Here is an 18028-nt window from a genome sequence, read left to right on the forward strand (position 1 = left end):
TTAGGCTTGCTCTTCATAAGTTTGCATATCATCTTGGGCGGATTCTTGCTCGACTTTTGGGCTAAAAATGATCGCTTCTAGCTCTTGTGAGCTTTGCGCTTTAGTTATGGCGTCCTCGCACTTCTGGCGCGATCCTGTGAGCGTGGCAGAAAGTGTGCTAAAGATTTGGGCTTTTTCTAGGATCTTTGCTACTAGCTCTGCCTTTTCCACGCCCCTTGCTTTGGCAAGGCTATCGATGTAGGGGGTCTGTGCTTCTTGATTATTTTGATACGCCTTTGCCTCACTCTCTTGGGTAGGCCAGCTTTGTATCTCGGCTTGTGGCGTGGCTTGCGTGATAAGATCTAGGGCTTCTTGGTAGCTTGCGTTGATCTGTGCTAGCTTGATCGCCTTAAGCGTGGGGAGATCTAGCGGCGTTAGAGTCGCTGTGTGAAACATAGCCTGCAATATCGCGCTATCAGTTGCAGCTTGATTGATATAAAGCGCGCTTGCGTAGCGGTAGCTTGGCGGGGCTTTGGCTTCTTGGCTTGTTTTGGGGGCTTCTTGCATTCCTAAGAATACATTCACCCTCCCACTCGCACTATCTTTAAAGGCTAAAGGCTGATTGCTTGTCTGTAAAAATACCATTTGTGGCTCCTTTATAAAAGATTGGTCCCTAGCTCGCTATCAGCTAGGTTTTGGCTTTGGCTGCTTGGCTTAAGCCCTTGCAGCAGGGCATTTATCTCTTGCAGTGCTTTGGTCTTTTCCTGCGTGATTGTCTCTAGGGCTGTGGTCTTATCGGTGTTTATGGATTCTAGGGCTATGGCTTTTTTGGCTTCTAGCTCTGTTTTTGTTTGATTGCCTAGCTCTGCTAGCTGTGTCTCTAGCTCGCTCTTTTTCTCTTGCAGGGCTTGCAGGGCTTGATCTTTGGCGCGTTTTATAGCGTTGAGTGCTTCTTGACTGCCCGATCCGCTAATGTCCCCCCCAGCATTTTGGATGATCTCTTGTAGCTCTGCTTTTAGCTCATCTTTGTAGGTCTCTAGCTCTCCCTTGATCGCTTGCCCCTTTGTCTCTAGGGCTTGCTTGGTCTCTTGGGCTTTGTCTTGCACGCTAGATTCTATCTCTGCGATCTTTTGGGCTAGCTCTTGGCTCTTTTGCGTAAGTGTGCTTTCAAACTCTGCTAGCTTTCTTGTAAGATCTCCTAGCTTTGTATCTAGTAGCGTGATATACTCATCTTTTTTGCTCTCAAGCTCTCTTTCATAGCCCTCTTTATCGCTTAAAAGCTCCGTGCGCATTTCATTTAGTAGGGTTTGGCTTAGGTTTGTTACCTCTTGCTTTAAAGCCTCTGCTAGCTTTATCTGCGCTTCTAGCTCTGCGCTTAAGCTCATAAGCTCTGCTAGCTTATGATCAAGCTCATTTAACGCTTGCAAAGCTTCTTTAACCTGCTCTAGATCTAGCTTGGTGCTATCGCTTAAGGATTTAGCTTCATCTAGCATAGTCTCTACTAGCTTATAGATCGCTAGGCTTTGGGTGTGCTGCGTGGCTAGAGACTGCAAGGCTTGGTTTATATAGCTAGTGATAGCTTGCAAGTTTGCATTGAGCTCTGCCCACTGCTTGGAGCTTAGGCTTATGCTTTGTGCGTGGTATTTGTAGAATCGAAACAAATCGCTAGAGATATTGAGCAGCTCGGCTATGCCTTGCAAGGTGTAGTGGGTGGATTCTATCACGCCGGCATTATTCTTGATCGCTTCGGCGACTTCTTGCTTGAAGGCTTCTAGCTTTTTCTCATCGGTTTGATCAAGCTCAGGGGCTAGGGGGTCATCGCCTAGGTCAGGGGCTTCTGGCAAAAGCGGTGGCTGTGGCGTTGGCTTTGCCGCGCTTGGTGTGGATTCAGCTTGCGGGGTAGAATCCTGCGCCGTGCTTGGCGTGGCTTCTTGGGCTTGCTCGCTAGAATCCTTGTTTTCATCGTCATCGCGAGCGGATTTATCCGCGTGGCGATCCATAGCCGCCGCGCTAGAATCCGCGCTAGAATCCACTTTTTGCGCGGTGGCTTGGCTGCTCTCTTGGGTGGATTCTAGGGCTTGCTCTTCTAGGTTTGCTTCTTGGCTTGGCTCTTGGCTCTTTTGGGCGGTGGGCTTTGTGGCTTGTCTTTTCATTTTTACCCCTTTTTGCTTGGCATTGTGCTACAACTCCCCACGCTAAAAAAGGGGTAAAGCTCCCCTATAATCTCCCCTTTTCTAGCTTCTCTACTTTTACGCCGTGCTAAATAAACTTCTGCCCTCTGGGTAGATGATATAATCTGTGTTGCTCCCCCCTAGTAAATACGCACTTTTTCATAGAGCCACGCTCGCAAGCTTTCTGTCTGTGCGATATGATCTAGCCGCTTTTGGTAGTTGTCATAGTCATTCCACAGCACTTGATTGCGCGGATACCATTGCTTGATATTATGCGCGACAAGTCCAGATCCGCCAAACACATCGATAAATATGCTCTCCCCATCGATCACCCCATCTGCTCTCATAGTCTCTAGCACTTGCTTGATATGCTTTAGCATATTTTTCTTATTTCCCATAAAGGGTAGCGGCGGCTTGGTGTAAATCATCTTTGCCCTTGTGTTTTTGTGCGATTATTCACTAAACACAAGCACACAAAAAGGGGTAAAGTGGATATTAAGCTTTGTGGGGTAGAATATGGGCAAGCTTTGCAATAGGCGTGGGGTTTAGCATATCTCCCACTTTTAGTGAGTGAAGCTTTTCCCTTGTCTGTGTTCTTTGGTATGCGGATACACTTTAAAGGCTGGGGAGCAACTCTTCCAACTCTAAAGAGTAAATTCTATTTCCATATTCCACACTTTCTTTTATAGTCATTTTTGCCTGTGCTTGCTTATTGTTGATTGTTATTTGTGTAAAAAATCTATGCATAGATAGGATGTCTTTGCTGTGTTTTTTATCTGCATAGCTTGTCTTTTTGGTGGCGTTTTCAAAGAGATTTTTCAAATCCCCTGCGACTTTAAAATGCTCATCTCTGCTAAATCCATTTGCCACGCTTTTATCCACTGCCATTTTGCTTGCGATTTTATTTATACCTGTGGTGGATATTTGTGCGGATATGCCTGTGGCTTTATTGACTATCTTTTTGTTGATATAGGGTTTTAGGGCTTCTTTTAAATCTGCCCTTAAAGCTCCTATGCGTTGTTTTCTTGTGTTTTGTATGTTAGGGTGTTTTGGTCTGCTTGTATCTCCACTTTTTGTCCTTGCGCTTTTGGCGTGGATTTTAGCGTATTTGTGGTTCTTGTGATATAATGCACCCACTCTTGCTTCCTAGTTGCCTGAGATACGGCATTGTAGTATCCACGCCTTGAGTAAGCGAAGCTATACACAGGAGATAGCAAAGGCTAGGTGGCTACTTCTTTATGTCCCATATATATCAAGTCGTGTTGCATTATCATCTGCTTTAATCTACCTTTTGTTGCTTCATAAGTTGTCTTATACTCTATCTTTCCATTTTTAGCGATTGAAATGCTTACAATATCTGTGATGTTGCTTGCATTCTTAAAAGGTTTGTAAAAATATAGTGTTCCTGCTTCATCTTTTGTAACAAAGGCTGGATTATCTAGGATATGGATTAAAGCACCTGTAATATTAAATCTATTTTCTTTTTTGTTGCCTTGCTTGCTAAAATGTCTATACGCATAAGGGATATAGATATTTACCACTCCTGCTGGTGTTTTATATGCTACTCTATTTTTAGCCTTATTTGGTGTGGCATTGCTTGAGTTGAGTAAAGATTTACTAAAAGTTTGCATATCCATAGGGTTGGGTAAAGGTATTGCATAAGATTCTAACGCCTTATAATCTACCCTTCCGCTAGAATCTAAAAAGCTAGATTCTAGCTTCTTGCTTAATGCTTCGCCCATCATCGTGGCTTCGGCATTTGTATCATAAATGCTTGTGTCCATAGTTTTATGGGGGTGTGCTTGTAAAAATCCCTTTTCCCCTAGGGTTTTTAAATTGTGTATATTTTGCTCTTGCTTGTAGATATGCTCCTGCAAGGAGTGGATTCTGTCATTGGCTAGTTTCTCTGCAGTTATTGGATTGTCAAATACTTTTTTATATTCTGCAAGTATGTTGTCATATTCTTTCTTTGTTTTCTCTAGCTCTTGGCGTGTTTGTAAAAGATTTTTTTCAGCTCTTGCAAGTGCGTCATCTTGCATTAGCCTTGCTTGCACATTTCTAGCCTCCACTTCTCCGTGCAGGTCAAAATACTCTTTGGCTTGTCTATAATAGTTTCTCCCATACGCAAAGCCCTCTATATCTTGGATTGCGTGTTGTAGCTCGTGGTATAGCACTTCTTTGGGGGTGTGGTGTGTCGTGGCGATCTCGCCTAGGTTTATGGATAGGTGCTTGCTCTTTCCGTTATATTCTGGCATATACAGCCCAAAGGCTTCTAGTGTTTTATCATTTTTTATCACTAGGGTTTTAAGTTGTGGATATGCGTTAAAAAGCTCTTTATCTTGCAAAATCTCCCCTAGCTCTACTTGCTGGGCTTTTTCAAGCTTGGGTATATCAAGCTCCCCACCCCTTTGGCTTATCTCAAACTTCCACCTTTGATCCTTGTCCTTATACCAGCCTGTTTGCTCCCATATCTCTATCTCTTTTGCGCCTTTTGCTTCTAGCTCTTTGGCTCTCTCTAGCCTTGCTTTGTGCGGTGCGTAGGCTTCATTTGCTAGAGCCTTCTCCCCTGCGAAAAGCTGTGGATTTATATCAAAAAGCTTATTGTTGTGTAAAAAGCGCGTTAAAGCATTGTGCGTGCTGGTGGTGGCGTAGGTGTGCAAGTCTCTTTTGGCGATTTCTTGCATTAGCTGTGGATTGTCTTTTGCGATGTTTGGGTAGCTTTTGGCTACTTTTTTTGCTCGCCACTCTAGTCCCTTTGCCACTGCCTTGCTCCCAGCTACTCCGCCGAGCAGCCCTAGGGCAAACTTCTCGGGGCTAAATCTCCACTGCCCATTTTCATCTTGCTCTATGCCGCTCACGCTTCCGCCTAGTAGTCCCGCCCCTAAGTGTGGATTGCTGTGAAAGATATTGGGACTAGAGTTATTAAAATACTTCCGCCCACTCTCGCTCTCTACGCCCCTGTTTTCTATATGCTTGATTTGATTGCTATCAAGCACCATAATCGTATCTGCCACGGGGTGTTTTTTGCCATTTTGTGTGCTATCATCTATGATATTTTTAAATATTATAGAATCGTGAAAATCCCTAATATTTTCTTGTATATGTTTAGGGATACTATCTATTGCATCATCTATATAATCATTAAATGTATGCCCCTTAAAGTCTATCACTAAAGGATTTTTGGCATTCAAAAATACTTCATAAATATTAGCATTATAAGTTCTTGCGATTTTTTTGCTTGATGAAAAGTAATGCCCTTGTAAAAATTTATCCACTTGATTACTATATTTTGTATCAAAGACTTCAAAAATTTTATTTCCTATTTCTTTCCATTTCGTGCCGTGATAAAACACCTTCGGCAGTCCGTTTTCATCTTTTGTCAAAGGGCTTGAGTCTTTGTGCCACTCTAGCAGATCTTTTGCCTTTTTCTCATCGTAGGCAAACTTTTTCATCGCGGATTTTAGCAAGGCGTTAGAATCCTGTGCTACAATCTCTCTTGCAAGTCCATTCGGCTCTTGGTCTTTACTTGCTTGGCTGGTAAAAGTATGGATAAGGTCAGCGTTTTTTATCTTTGATTCTATATATCCCTTGCGTGCTTTGGGCAAAAATGTAAAGAGTCTTTTATCCTGCAAATCCGCTATCAAAAAGCTATAAAAGTTCTCCCCATCGTTAAATACCTTGATCTTTGTTTTTCGCTCGCCTTTTGTCAGCTCTATGTCTGGGTGCTTCAGGGTCGGCTCTATGATGTGCAAGTAGGCTAGTCTGCTTTGGGCATCGCCTTTTTTCTGTAAATGCGCTATGAAGTTTTCTTTATTTTCCACGCTTTCAAGGCTTTTTAGAAAGCTTTGTATATCAAGCTCCTGCGGTATCCTCGCACCTTGCTTTGATTCTAGTAGCTTCGTGGCTTCTTGTGGGGTGAGTGCCTTTGGAGTAGAATCCACTTTTGGTGTTGCTTGCGGTGTGGGCGTGCTAGAATCTAGTCTAGGTTGTATCTTTTTCTTGTTAGTATGTCCATAAATGTGATAGTTTTTGACTACTTTTCTCCACTCCCTAGCAAAATCATAAAATCCATCAAGATCTAGCCCATATTTTTGAGCCACTGCAAAATGTCTTTCCGCCTTTTCTCTAAAGCGTTGCATTTTTTTAGGGGTGAGCGGGTCTTTTGTCTGCAAAAACGCTTCTTTATCTTTCAGCAATAAAGCACTATCAAATACTACTAAAGGTGGCACATCGCTATCATATCCCCATTTTTCAGTTAATTGTGAGTCGATTTTTTGAGCTAGGGGATTTGCTTTTATAAAATCAAGTATATCTCTAAGGTATTCATTGTTTTTGCTCCACGACTCTAGCACTTCCATATTAAAATCTGTTTTCCCTTTTTGTGTGGGCTCTTTGGCTTGGGGTGTTTCTTTTGGGGTTTGCGTGGGCTCCTTGTGGATCGCCGCGCCGCTATCGCGGCTCGCGATGACAGAGTGGGGGTCGCTCGGTGATGACGGCTGGGCTGGCTCGCTCTTTGGGCTTGGTTGCGTGGATTCTCCACTAGAATCCACTTTTTGCGCTGGGGGTGTTGGCTCACTAGAATCCGCTTTTGGATTATCCTTTGGCGTTTGTGTTTTTATTGGGGCATTAAAATCTATTTCATTTAAAATGTTTGTAGATTTCTTGTCATAGTAGTTTTGTAGCTCTTGCATAGCTTCATCATATTGAGTAGTGTAAAACTCTCGTGCTTGTGCTTGCTCTTTATATAACGCATCATCAAAAAGCCTTCTTTCAACATTTTCATAGGCTTTAAATCTAATTTCTCTTATATTTTTATGCAATTCTTTTTCATCTCTTACATTGTCTATTTCTGTTTTAATGGCATTTTTGAGATGTTCTATTTGATTAAGGGATTGTTCTTTAAAGTCTTGCAATGATTTTGTAGGTGGTATATAAAACTCATTTTTCCTTACATTATTTAAGAAAAATTTATCACCTTTCATACCCAAATCATCATCAGTATAATTGCCTATGTTGGCATAATACATTGTCATATTATCTTTATCATAGTATCTAATATCCGCTTTTTTAAAATCATCTCTCTTTATTGTGTTGGTTATCTCTCCGTTATTTGCTATTTTCTCTGCTAATTCTTTAGCAATATTTTCATTTTGTATGGCGTAGGATATATCAGGGTTGGTTATACTATCGCCATTTAGTGTTGTTTGTGGTATAATCTCATCGGCTTTGGCAAGAGAATTAGCACTTGGCTCGTAACCAATGGATAGCGTTTGAGCCTTAGCCCTTGTTGTGTCTTTGTAGCTTTGTGAGTTTTTATAATCCCCACTTTCTTTAAACATTGTCTTAAAGCCGATTTCATTATTCTTTTTCTTTATCTGCTCTACGACTACAAAATGCCCATTAACTTGCTTGTAGCTTACTACAACAGGATTGCCACTATTATCCACACTATCTAAGCTTTCATCAGCACTTTTTACAATGCTTCTATACTCTGCTATGTCGTTATAATCCACCGCTTTTTGCCCACTTTGCTGCACGAGTGGGGAGTCTATGCCGTGTCGGTTTAGCGTGTGGTTTATGGCTTGGTAGTCTATCGTTACTCGCACATCGCTTGGGTGCTTGAAGCCTAGCTGCTCCGCTTCGGTCTTATCTAGCTTATCAATGGCTACTTTTTTGTTGTTTTTATGTGCATATTCTACGACTTGGGGTGTGAAGTTTGCTTCCCCTATGATTTGCATATCTCGCCCTTTTGCTGGGCTAGAGTCTATAATGTCTTTTATCTCTTGGCTTAGGGTAGAATCCACTTTTGGCGGTGTTTGCAAATCTTGTGCTACAATGTCGCTAGAGTTTAAAGGTTCATCTTTAGAAGTCAGTAAAGGATTAAATTCATCGCTATAAGCGGTCAGGTTCGCGGTGTCGCCTTTAATCTCATCAGGTATTCTACCTTTTGTCTTTTTATAGCTTGTGATTATCCAATTATTCTCGCCTTGTTTATTAAAGCCTTTTGAGATTCCCACTAGATAATATTCATCGCCTTTTTTATACCATAGCGTATTCACGCCATTTTCTGTGATGAGCTTGCCATTTTCTACAATCTCGCTTATACCCTTTATGATCCCAGCTTCTCCGCTTCCAAAGCTTGCAAAGTCATCTAAATGCTTTTCTACGATTTTTTGTAAGCCTATTTTCTCATCTCCCCATACCAAATCAATGCCACCCAAGCCCTCTCTATGAAACGCCCCTGCCACTTGTCCTTTTTTCTCTGCTAGTAGCTTCTCTATCGCTCCCACTCCATCGCGGTAGTATTCGGCATAGTTCTCTCCAAACTCCGCAATGGGCTTAATGCCTAGTGCCCTTTGTATTTTCCCCCTTTCTTTAGTGTAAAACTCTCCTATTTTTTCATCTGTTTGTTTATAGATTGCTCCCTCTCTAAGCTTTGCCATACTATGTGCTATTTCCCATATTTGCCCAGCAATATCTAGCTCCTGCTGTCGTGTGCTTTCTAGCATATCTTCAAAGGCTTGTTTATTCACCATAATAGTGTGTTGATCTAGTATGTCGTGGTTTGTGTCAAACTCTTTTATTCTTTTCTCAAGGGATTGTATATACCTATCTCTGCTCGCTTGGGCTAGCTCTTTAAAATACTCCATATCTCCATATTTGCTTAGAAACTTTTCATAATTTTTGGCATTTGCGGTTTGGATTTGGGTAGAGGTTATGCCCCTTGCTTCTGCTTCTTTGATTTTCTCATCTAGTTCTTTTCTCCTAGCTCTCCCTTCCTTGCTTCTCCACTCGCCACTTTCTCTTAGCTGTGTAAGCTCTCTTTTTAAAGGCTTTAGAGATTCAAGCTCTTTGTATAGCTCTTTTTCTGCGTGGTGGGGTAGGTCTTGCTCTGGGATCTTTTGCGTTTGGGTTGGTGGCGTTGGCTTTGCCGCCTGTGAGTTGTTTAGATTTTGGGCGTTTTGAGTAGAATCCACTTTTGGCGTTTCTGTTGGCGTGGGTGTGCTGGGTGGTGTGGGTGGTGTAGGGTCTGTGTCAAAGTGCTTATGGATCTGCTCTTGCAAGTCTTTGACAAAGCTTGCGTGGTGTTTGGTAGGCGTGGGGAGATCGCGCAGATACTCTAGGGCGTGCTTTGTGCCATCACTCTCAAGCCCTAGCAAATAATCTACATCAAATCGCACTTCATCGCGCCATTTTATGAAGTCTTGCACCTTGCTTCGCACAAGCTCGGCTCGCTTGGGCTTTGGCACGATCGCATTTTTTAGCTCTCTTATGGCTTGCTCGATTATATCTAGCTCATCGCTTGCGCGGCTGGCGTATCGTGCGTATGTCTCATAGCTTACTCCTCCTTGCTTTGCGTAACGCTTTGCTTTGTATAAGTCTTTTAGTATTTCATATTTCAAGCTGTGTAGCTGTGTGAGTGGATTCTGTGCTTTGGTGGCTGGCTCTAGCCTATCGATATAGCTTTTTTCACTAAGCTTTTCTAAGGCTTGCTCGCGGTATTTTGCCGAGCCTTTTAGTCCTTGCTCGCCGCGCTCTTTGTTTTTCCACTTTAGGTTGCTGTTTTGCTTAGGGGTTACTTGTATGCTGCCACTCTCTGGGTAGTGTAAAAAATCTGTGCGGTTTAGTTGTAGTCCGTGCTTTTCTAGCTCGGCTTCAAAGGGTTTCTGCTTAGGGGTTATGGACTCGCTTACTTTGGCAAGTAGCTCATTGACTTGCTTTTCTACTTTTGGTGGGAGCTTTTTGCCCTCTTCTTTGTAGGGTTTCTCAAGCTTTCTAGCTTGTATCACTAGGGGGCGCACTTCATCATAGATGGGCTGCAGCTTTGCTTGTAGCTCCTGTGCCTTTGCCCTTGTCTCTGCGAGCTTTGCGGCTTTCCACGCCTTTTGGTCTGCTTTACTCCACTTGGGCTTTTCTCGCGTGGGGTGTGGTATAATGTCACTAGGATTCTCAAATAGCCGAGCGGCTTTGGTAGCTCCTGCATCATCGTGATGAGAGTTCTCCACCCCTTTAGATTTTGGGCTACGATCTACGCTGCTGGGGTGGGCTAATCCCTCCAACTCTACACTATAAATCCTATTTCCATTTTGCACACTCTCTTTAAGCGTGATGAGTGCTTGGGCGTTTTGCTCCTGCAAGTCTTGGGCGTTTATGTATCTATGCACGCCTACGATGTCTGCGCTGTGATTTTTGGGCGGCTCTGTGTGTGAAAAATCGCTATTTTTAAAAAGCCTTTCAATGTCTGCCACTGCGCTTAAATGCTGCTCTTTGCTAAATCCATTATCTAAGCTTTTTTGTATCGCCTTATCGCTTAGCATTTTATCAATACCCGTGCTGCTTAGTCTTGCGATAATGCCGCTTTTGTGCGGTAGGTCTTTGTTTTTAATGCTTTGTAGCTGTTGCTTTACTTGCTCTCGTTGGGATTTTTTGGGCGTGTCTTTTAACTCTTGGTTTAGGCTAGAATCCACTTTTGGCGGTGTGAGTTCTTGCGTGTCAAAAAGGCTTTTTTGTGGTGGTTTGTGAGGGTAGCTACTCTCTATAAATCTGGCAAACTCCCTGCTCTCTATGCTCTCTTTGAGCTCCTTAAACATCGCTTCATCATAAGGCACTTTAGCATATCGTATCGCGCTTCTCAAATCCTCCCAGCGCAAGTTGGCAAAATTATCCGCAAACTCTTGGGCTTGCTGCTTTTTGTGTCTTGCATTTCTAAGCATAAACCCACGATCAGTGCTATAAGGCTCTTCATCGGCTAGCTTGTTTAAGGGTTTCTGTGCTGTTTTGCGCAAGCCTTGTAGGATTTTATGCGCGTGATCTTGCGCTTGCTCGCTTAATGTTGTGTGGCTTTGTGGTATAATATCGCTAGAGTTTAAAGGGAGATTATCCCCTTTAGTAAAAGGCGTTGATGATATACTTTCGCCTTTCTCTTTTTTGATATACGCAGTTACTAGCCACTTATTCTCTAGCGGTTTTCCATTCCAATTTTGTTTCAATATCAACTTATAATCTTGTGTTTCTATCTTTGTAGCTTCGTTAGGCTTACTTGTGATTTTCCCATTTTCTATAATGTCTGCTATTTCATTTTTAGCAAACTCCAACGCCTTAGCTTCTGCTTCTGCTTCGCTTAAGCCTTGCTGCATAAACTCGGCTTTTCTTTTGTCTAAAATATGTGCTAATCCATAGCCATCGTGCTTTTCTAAATCTGTTATTTCTCCCCAGACTAAATCAATATCCCCTAGCTCTTTGCGGTGGAATGCACCTGCCACTTGCCCTTGCTTTTCATTCAGTAGTTTTGCAATAGCAGATTCCCCGCTGTGATAATGCTCTGCATAGTTCGTGCCAAACTCTTTTATGGGGTTAATGCCTATCCTTGCTTCAATCTCCGCACGCATAACCTCAAAAGACTTGCTAAAATCTCTGCCGTTTAGAATCAAATTTTTATCCGTGTAGTTATGCTCCTTTTGTATATCTCGCAGCACTTTTAAATCCATAGGGTATCCACGCCAATAAAAGTTCTCTACTTCAGGAAGTCTCACTACACCTAAATCCCCATTTTTAGCATAAGTGAGTTTTCCCCTTTCTCTATTCATTAAGTCTATAAAGTCTGTATCTTTAGTGTTTTTTTTAAAAGCTAAATCTAATTGCTTATCTATCTCTGCTATTTTTCTTTTATACTCATAATCTACATCACTACTTGCCCCCTTGTTTTTCTCTAGCCACTCATTTGCTTTTTGTAGCTCTTCTTCTCTTATTTTTTGACTAAATGCTCTTGCTCTCTCTTGTGCTTCCTTATCTGCTTGTTGCATATTTTCATACATACGCAGATAGATTGTATCCATAGCTTCTTTTCTTGCCTTGCCTTTTAGTGTTGTATCTTGCTTGAGTTTTTCTAGCTCCATATAATCTAAATCTATGCCATTTTCTTTTAGTCTGTCCCTAAACCGACTTCTATAATCTAAATATTTTTTGTCTCGTGTTTTTGTGTATCCTCTCCCTAAATACATTACTTTTGGAGCGTTGTAGGCTAAATCTCTAGATTCTTTATTTAATTGTTTTATTTTCTCTTTGGCGATTTGTATCTTGGTGTGCGTATCTTTGCCTGCGATTGCTTGCTCAAAGCCTTGCAGGGTTTTTTTCTCATCGGTGTAGGGCTTTTGCTGTGGTATAATGTCGCTTGCAAGTTCATTAGAAAACGCTTTAGTGGTAAAAGTCTCAGCGAGTATATTTGGGGCTTCCTTGCTTAAATATAGCACTTCTCCATTCTCACTCACTCTATTTTTTAGCTGGTTTAATGTTTTATATGAGTTTGTAGAGATTACCCACTCGCCTTTATCGTTTTTGCTCACGCTTGTGAAGTAGCTTGTCTGCCCTATGTCTTTAGCAAAAATTAGCGCGTTTTCCTTGTCTTTTATGATTATGTCGCTATGCTCTAAAGTCTCTTTGATATAAGGCAAAAACTCTAGCCTGTCTCGTTGCATAAGCTTCACTAAACTATTTGCGCTTAAGGTGATTTGCTCCCCTTGCAAGATCGGCTCTAGGGCTTGTGCTACTTGCTCGCTAAATTGTGGCGTGTAGGGTTCTTGCAAGTCTTTAAGCCCAAAGGTCTCAAGCCACTTTTGCGCGATGTCGGCTGGGATTTGGTGCGTGTGTCCTTGCGTGTCGGTGTAGGGGAGGGTAGAATCCACTTTTTGCGCTATGAGTGTGTCTTTTTGCGTTTCTTGCGGTGCTTCCTTGTGGATTGCCACGCCGCTATCGCGGCTCGCAATGACAGAGATGGGGTCGCTCGGTGATGACGGCTGGGCTTGCGCTGTGGATTCTAGGGTGTGGGGGCTCTTGGCTATATCTAGCACCTCTTGGCGTGCGTTATCTAGCTCCCCTTTAAAGGCTCTTATATGCTCTTTTGTAGCATTAGTGAAGTCGCCGCGCTTTTCAAGCCGCGTGAGCTCTAGCTTTAGATCCCCTATGTTGTAGCTGGATTCTAGGGCTTTGCTTAGGTGGTGTCGTAGGGCGGCTCCTTGGACTTTTTGATTCACAGAGGGCAGAAGTGGTATATGCGGCAGTAGCCTTATCATATTGGCAAAGATCCCTTTAATCACTTGAAACTTCACCGCCCCTTCAAGCGTGGTGGCGATACTAGAGCCGATCTTGTCCGTGGTGGCTGGCTTTATGGCTTGCAGGATTAAAGGATCATTTTTAAAAAGCGCGTGAAACTTCTCCGCGGCGTTGATGTAGTCGTGGGCTGCTTTTGAAGTGAAAGTGCCCTTTAGCTCTTTAACATTATCTAAAAACTTCGTGCTATTAAATACCTGTATATCGCGCACCTCTAGCATTGACTTCCTAAAAAGCTCTTCTAGCATAGCGATCTCTATATGCGCTCTTGCTCCTTGTGGCAGGGCTTTGGTGATGGCATCGAGGTTTGCCTCTTTGTCGCCTTGCCCCTTGGCAAAATCAAGCAAGCTTTGCAGGGCTTTTTCATTGGTATTTTTGCGGTCGCGGATCTTCAGGCGATCGGCTAGCTTTAGGCTATCTTTCATCGTGGCATAATCAAGCAACGCCGTATCAAAGAGCGTTTTTGCGTCATTATAGGCTACTTTGTTTTGGGCAAAGATACTTTCAATGCCTGCTTTTATATCACTTCGCACAAAGCTATCATAAGCCTGCTTTATGTGGGTTTTGAAGTTTGGATCGCGCTCGTTTTTGTAGTAGGCGTTGAGATTTTTCAGCGCGTTGTTTAGCTGCGTGAAGGATACGCCCTTTGGGTTATAGATGTTTTTTTCTATGAAGTTTAAAAAATTAGCACTAGATTCTGGGGCGACTCCAGAGTCTGCTAGACTTTGCTTAAAGGCTTCAAAGCTTTGGGAGCCGCTTTGCTCTTTAAGTGTGTTTAGATTGACCTTATAAGTATCATCATAGATCGTGCCTAAAATCTGCGTGATCGCTTCATCATAAGAGTCTTTTGTGCCTTTTTCTAGCTCATCAAAGATAGCTTTAAGGCTACTTTTTGGCGCGATGGATTCTAGGTTTCTCTTAAGCTTTTGGGTGGTTTGGTGCAAGATCCTTGTCAAAGTATTGTGCGCTTTGGGGGATTTGCTCGCAGCTTCTGTGATAAAGCCTAGTAGATTCCCGCTCTCATCAGCGCGGATCGCTTGCAAAAGCCTGCTTTGAAACTGCTGCTGATTTTTCAAAGTGAAAATATCTTGCACCTTATCTACTGCGTCTTTGAACTTTGGAGGCAGATTTGTCGTATCTATGCGCTTTGTGTGATCGCCGATCTCTAAGGCTAGCCCGAAGTTTTCACTCGCTTCTTGCAGGGATTTTTCTTGCTCTTTGGTGTAGGTTTGAGAGAGTAGCTTTTGTGCCATAGCTTGGTTGCCATCTTGGGAGCGTTTGACAAAGCCTAGCACCGGCGTGTAGTCTATGATCTTGCCTAGGCTTTGGGCTATGCCAGCTCCTTTAAGCTTGTCATACGCCTTGATCGCGCCCAAAATTGCCATATCGCCTACGATATTTAGCACGCCTTCTTGCGTGGCGTGAGCTAAGATCTCTTGGGCAGTAGTCTCTCTGTGTAAATAGGCATTGCCTAGGATCGTATCTAACGCCCCCCCGCCAAAGGCTCCCATCGCTCCCCCCACCACTGCCCCAGCAGTCGCGCCATAGCCCCCACCAGCTCTGCCCAGCTTCGCTCCCCTTGCCGCGCCGGCAAACGCCCCTGCAATGCCCCCTGTGATACTCCCAGCATTTGCCGCTAAAATCGTAGGCAAGCTTTCAAAAAAGCCACTATTTATGCGATAAAACTCGCCCTTGTGGTTCAAAAATAGCTCCCCCTTGTCATTTACCCCTATGCCTTCAAAGCCTAGATTTGTAGCGATCGTGTGGGCGGAGTTTAGGTAGTCTGTCTTTGCCTTTTCATCGCTTCCGGTAAGCAAGCTTGCTATGCTTTTGTATTGGTGGAAGTTATCTAGCACTTCTAGGGCTGTTTTCATCTCTTTTGGCACGATCTTTTCGGCGCGTTTATTTTCTATAAAATCGCGGTATATTTCATCATCACTAGCAAAGATCTTATCCCACGCGCTTGCACGGGATTTGATATAGTCTTTGTCGCTTTGGTCTAGCTCTTGGGGGGTCTTTTTAGCGATGTGTAGGTCTCTTAGATCTTTTTCATACGACTCTAAGGCTAGGTCGTGGGGCGTGGCGAGTGGATTTGTGAAGACGCTCTTTTCTTGGTGGGCTCTTTTGCGTAGGGCTTGCTTTAGGCTTGGGTGTAAATCACTAAAGGCTCTGCCTTGCTCTTTGGCTTCATCGATAGCTTTTTGCAGTGTGGTGTTATCTTGCTCCATCTCTTTTGTGAGCATAAAGCTAGGGGCTAGATCGCGGTAGATCTCGCGCAGTGCGCTTTCATTTTCTAGCTTATCAAGTGTGGGGGTGAAGTCTTCTTGCGTGGGGAGTGGGGGGGTGGATTCTAGGCTTGGGCTTATCTCTTTAGCTTCTTGTGGTTTTGGCGGGAGAAATTCCCAGTCGTTTTGGGCAAGCGTGCTTATCTTGTAGGCGAGTGGATTTTGGTAGCCTTGCGATCTTGTCTCTAGCTCTCCCCAGTCGATATTGGTATCTCTGCTTTGCAAAAATTCTAGTATATCTTCATCGCTTGCGCCGCTTTGCTTGGCTTTGTCAAAGTTGAAGCGCAGTCGGGGTTGTTGGGCTTGCTCTCTAGGATTTATCATTCTCTCTCCTTTTTGGATTCTGTCTTTTTGCGCCTTTTGCGCGAGTTTGTGGCTCGCGGCGTCGATAGGCGATCCAGCCTTATCTCCTTGCTCGCCACTGCACAACGCGCAAAATCCATCAAAAATCCTAGAATCCTGCGAGTTGTTTTAAAAACTTGCGTGCTTGGTGTGGATTTTGGACTTCGCTTGCAAACCTAGAATCCTGCGGGCGTGTTTAATTTGGCGCGTTGCTTGCAAAAGTCCCTTTTCTGTCATCGCGAGCCGACTTGTCGGCGTGGCGATCCATACTAGAATCCGCTTTTTTGTGGATTACTAAAGAAGCTTCGGCTTCGCCTTGCTTTGCTTCGGTCGCTTCGCTCCCTCGCAATGACAGGGGGGGCTTGCAATCGTGCGTGTAAAATATCATAGAAGCTAAGCCATATAAAAGGGGTAAATGCTATAATGCCCCAAAATTGACAAGGAGTGTGCAGGGTGGTTTTAGGTAGTAGTGAGTTAAAATCTTTGCACAATATCACAGCTCTTAATGCTTACAATATCCGCGGCAGCAGTGTTGATCTAAGTCTTAATGACAAAGCATATATCAAGAAAGATGATAGGCTTATAGATCTATTTATAGAAGATATAGATCAAGTGTGCTTAGATATGTATAAAGAGATCGATTTGGCGTGTGGCTATGAGCTAAAGCCTAGGGAGTATATGTATTCTAGCAGTGTAGAAAAAGTCTCAATCCCTGTGGATATGTGTGGGATAGTGTTGCCTAGGAGCTCATTTTCTAGGCTTGGGCTTATCCTACCTATCTCTAGCTATGCAAATCCGGGATACAGCGGCAATCTGCCTATTGTCATTTACAATGCTTCTAATTCTATCATCAAAATCCCCCCCTATATCCGTATAATGCAGCTAGTCTTGTGCGAGATCAAGGGAGAAGCTATCCCCTATGACTCGCACAAAGACTCTAAATATCACGGCGAGATCTCTCCCACGCCACCAAAGTTTAATGATGAAGAGATAGGAGAGATACTTGCCAAACTCAAAAATAGATGAGATCATAGAGATCATCGCCAAAGAGCTAGAATCCACCAAAGCTAAAAACAATCACCTAACCCTTACACTAAATGACATATACGATACATTTAATGATCTAGGGTTAAAGATAGATCGGTGCGATGAGAACACCGACTCCATTATTAAAATGCTTAAAAATAAAGACTATTTACAAATAGATTCTTTCATCTTCGCGCTAATACGACTCCATAAAGCTACGCGCAAAGCCTAGCCCTAACACCCTATCAATCTCTGCAAAATGCGGTGGCAGTAGATACTCTGCGCCTTTTTCAATGTTTAGATCATAGACTTGCACAAAGTCTCTAAAGCTTTGGCGATCTAGGCTTTTGGCTTGCAAGGCTTGATCTAGGGCTTTAAGTGCTGGGGGCTTAGTAAGGCTGCTAAAATCATAGCCCCTTTGGCAGTGCTCCCACTCTAGCACGCCGCTGCCTTTATAGATATAAAAGCGCGCGCCATCTTGGCTCTCATAGTAGAAGCCTGCGGACTCTAGCTCTGGGAGTGTGTTTGTGCCATTTTGCAGGGTGAAGCTGGCTCGCACACGCCCATAAGGGTCTTTGAGTGTGGTGTGGGTGGGGTTAAAAGGGTAGATAAATTCGCGCATTGGTGTGTTTTTCTCCTTTTTTTTGGGATTCGGCTTTGCTTGGTTTTGGCGTTGGCTTTTTGCGATAAAGCAGGAAGCTTGCCTTTTGCTTGTGCGATAGTCATCTAGGCTTATCTCCGCGCAAAAGGCTTCGCAACCCTGCTTTCTCATCAAAAATCCTTCCGCCTTTGGGCTTGTTTAGAATTCTGGCGTTTTCCTAGAATCCTGCGTGCTGATTTAGATTTGTTGCGTTTCTAGTTTTTCTGTCATCGCGAGCCTTGCTCTGCAAGGCGTGGCGATCCACAAAGCGCAAAAGTGGATTCTAGTGGGTTGCCACGATTTTGCTAGCGCAAAATCTCGCAATGACAGAAAAAAGGCGTTTTGGATTCTAACGCCGCTGGGTTTAAGATTTTTAGGCTAGAATCGTGGTTTTTCGAGCCGTGCGCGGAGATAAGGCTGGATCGCCTATCGCACAAGCACGGCGATGAAATCCGCGATTCTAGTCAAAAAGCTTAAGC

Annotated in this window: 11 protein-coding genes; 3 read left to right on the plus strand and 8 right to left on the minus strand. The window is 43.4% G+C overall.

Translation table 11 applies throughout. From position 1 onward, the window contains the following. The 7 genes from DX060_RS00205 to DX060_RS00230 form a co-directional block, all read right to left on the minus strand. Nucleotides 1-624 carry a hypothetical protein gene (locus tag DX060_RS00205; protein ID WP_115010616.1) on the minus strand — a complete coding sequence of 208 codons (624 nt, stop codon included), beginning with the start codon at nt 622-624 and terminating at the stop codon, nt 1-3. An 11-nt stretch (nt 625-635) separates the two neighbouring features. Next, nucleotides 636-2132: a coiled-coil domain-containing protein gene (locus DX060_RS00210; protein WP_115010617.1), complete on the minus strand. Its 1497-nt coding sequence runs from the start codon at nt 2130-2132 to the stop codon at nt 636-638. A gap of 158 nt (nt 2133-2290) precedes the next feature. Next, complete coding sequence (locus tag DX060_RS00215) at nt 2291-2578, minus strand: DNA adenine methylase (protein WP_115010618.1); 288 nt, start codon at nt 2576-2578, stop codon at nt 2291-2293. Between the two features lie 187 nt (nt 2579-2765). Then, complete coding sequence (locus DX060_RS00220) at nt 2766-3287, minus strand: LPD3 domain-containing protein (protein WP_115010619.1); 522 nt, start codon at nt 3285-3287, stop codon at nt 2766-2768. Nucleotides 3288-3370: 83 nt separating this feature from the next. Continuing rightward, nucleotides 3371-15865 (minus strand): putative barnase/colicin E5 family endoribonuclease, encoded by a 12495-nt coding sequence (locus DX060_RS00225; protein WP_115010620.1) that lies wholly within the window; start codon nt 15863-15865, stop codon nt 3371-3373. Next, a complete protein-coding gene (locus DX060_RS11725; protein WP_258552136.1) occupies nt 15862-15984 on the minus strand; it encodes a hypothetical protein in 123 nt (40 codons plus the stop codon). The genes DX060_RS00225 and DX060_RS11725 overlap by 4 nt, the downstream gene beginning before the upstream one ends. Before the next feature lie 95 nt (nt 15985-16079). After that, nucleotides 16080-16271: a hypothetical protein gene (locus tag DX060_RS00230; RefSeq protein WP_115010621.1), complete on the minus strand. Its 192-nt coding sequence runs from the start codon at nt 16269-16271 to the stop codon at nt 16080-16082. A gap of 65 nt (nt 16272-16336) precedes the next feature. On the opposite strand from DX060_RS00230, the gene DX060_RS00235 reads away from it, so the two are divergent. Both DX060_RS00235 and DX060_RS00240 read left to right on the plus strand, forming a co-directional pair. Next, a complete protein-coding gene (locus tag DX060_RS00235; protein WP_115010622.1) occupies nt 16337-16909 on the plus strand; it encodes a dCTP deaminase in 573 nt (190 codons plus the stop codon). Next, complete coding sequence (locus DX060_RS00240) at nt 16887-17141, plus strand: hypothetical protein (protein ID WP_115010623.1); 255 nt, start codon at nt 16887-16889, stop codon at nt 17139-17141. Before DX060_RS00235 ends, DX060_RS00240 begins: the two co-directional genes overlap by 23 nt. Here the strand turns inward: DX060_RS00240 and DX060_RS00245 are convergent. After that, nucleotides 17106-17681, minus strand: a complete 576-nt coding sequence (locus DX060_RS00245) for a hypothetical protein (RefSeq protein ID WP_115010624.1) — start codon at nt 17679-17681, stop codon at nt 17106-17108. The two genes, DX060_RS00240 and DX060_RS00245, sit on opposite strands and share 36 nt — an antisense overlap. A 210-nt stretch (nt 17682-17891) precedes the next feature. Between DX060_RS00245 and DX060_RS11730 the strand changes: the two genes are divergently transcribed. Beyond that, entirely contained in the window at nt 17892-18026 is a 135-nt protein-coding gene (locus tag DX060_RS11730; protein ID WP_258552137.1) for a hypothetical protein, read from the plus strand. The last annotated feature ends 2 nt before the right edge of the window (nt 18027-18028 follow it).

The sequence above is a fragment of the Helicobacter canis genome (genome assembly GCF_900451095.1).
Classification (GTDB): domain Bacteria; phylum Campylobacterota; class Campylobacteria; order Campylobacterales; family Helicobacteraceae; genus Helicobacter_B; species Helicobacter_B zhangjianzhongii.

Bases quoted from the DNA above. Each gene is read 5' to 3' on its own strand.
- DX060_RS00205 (WP_115010616.1), bottom strand. From the start codon at position 624: ATGGTATTTTTACAGACAAGCAATCAGCCTTTAGCCTTTAAAGATAGT.
- DX060_RS00210 (WP_115010617.1), bottom strand. From the start codon at position 2,132: ATGAAAAGACAAGCCACAAAGCCCACCGCCCAAAAGAGCCAAGAGCCA.
- DX060_RS00215 (WP_115010618.1), bottom strand. From the start codon at position 2,578: ATGATTTACACCAAGCCGCCGCTACCCTTTATGGGAAATAAGAAAAAT.
- DX060_RS00225 (WP_115010620.1), bottom strand. From the start codon at position 15,865: ATGATAAATCCTAGAGAGCAAGCCCAACAACCCCGACTGCGCTTCAAC.
- DX060_RS11725 (WP_258552136.1), bottom strand. From the start codon at position 15,984: ATGGATTTTGCGCGTTGTGCAGTGGCGAGCAAGGAGATAAGGCTGGAT.
- DX060_RS00230 (WP_115010621.1), bottom strand. From the start codon at position 16,271: ATGATATTTTACACGCACGATTGCAAGCCCCCCCTGTCATTGCGAGGG.
- DX060_RS00245 (WP_115010624.1), bottom strand. From the start codon at position 17,681: ATGAGAAAGCAGGGTTGCGAAGCCTTTTGCGCGGAGATAAGCCTAGAT.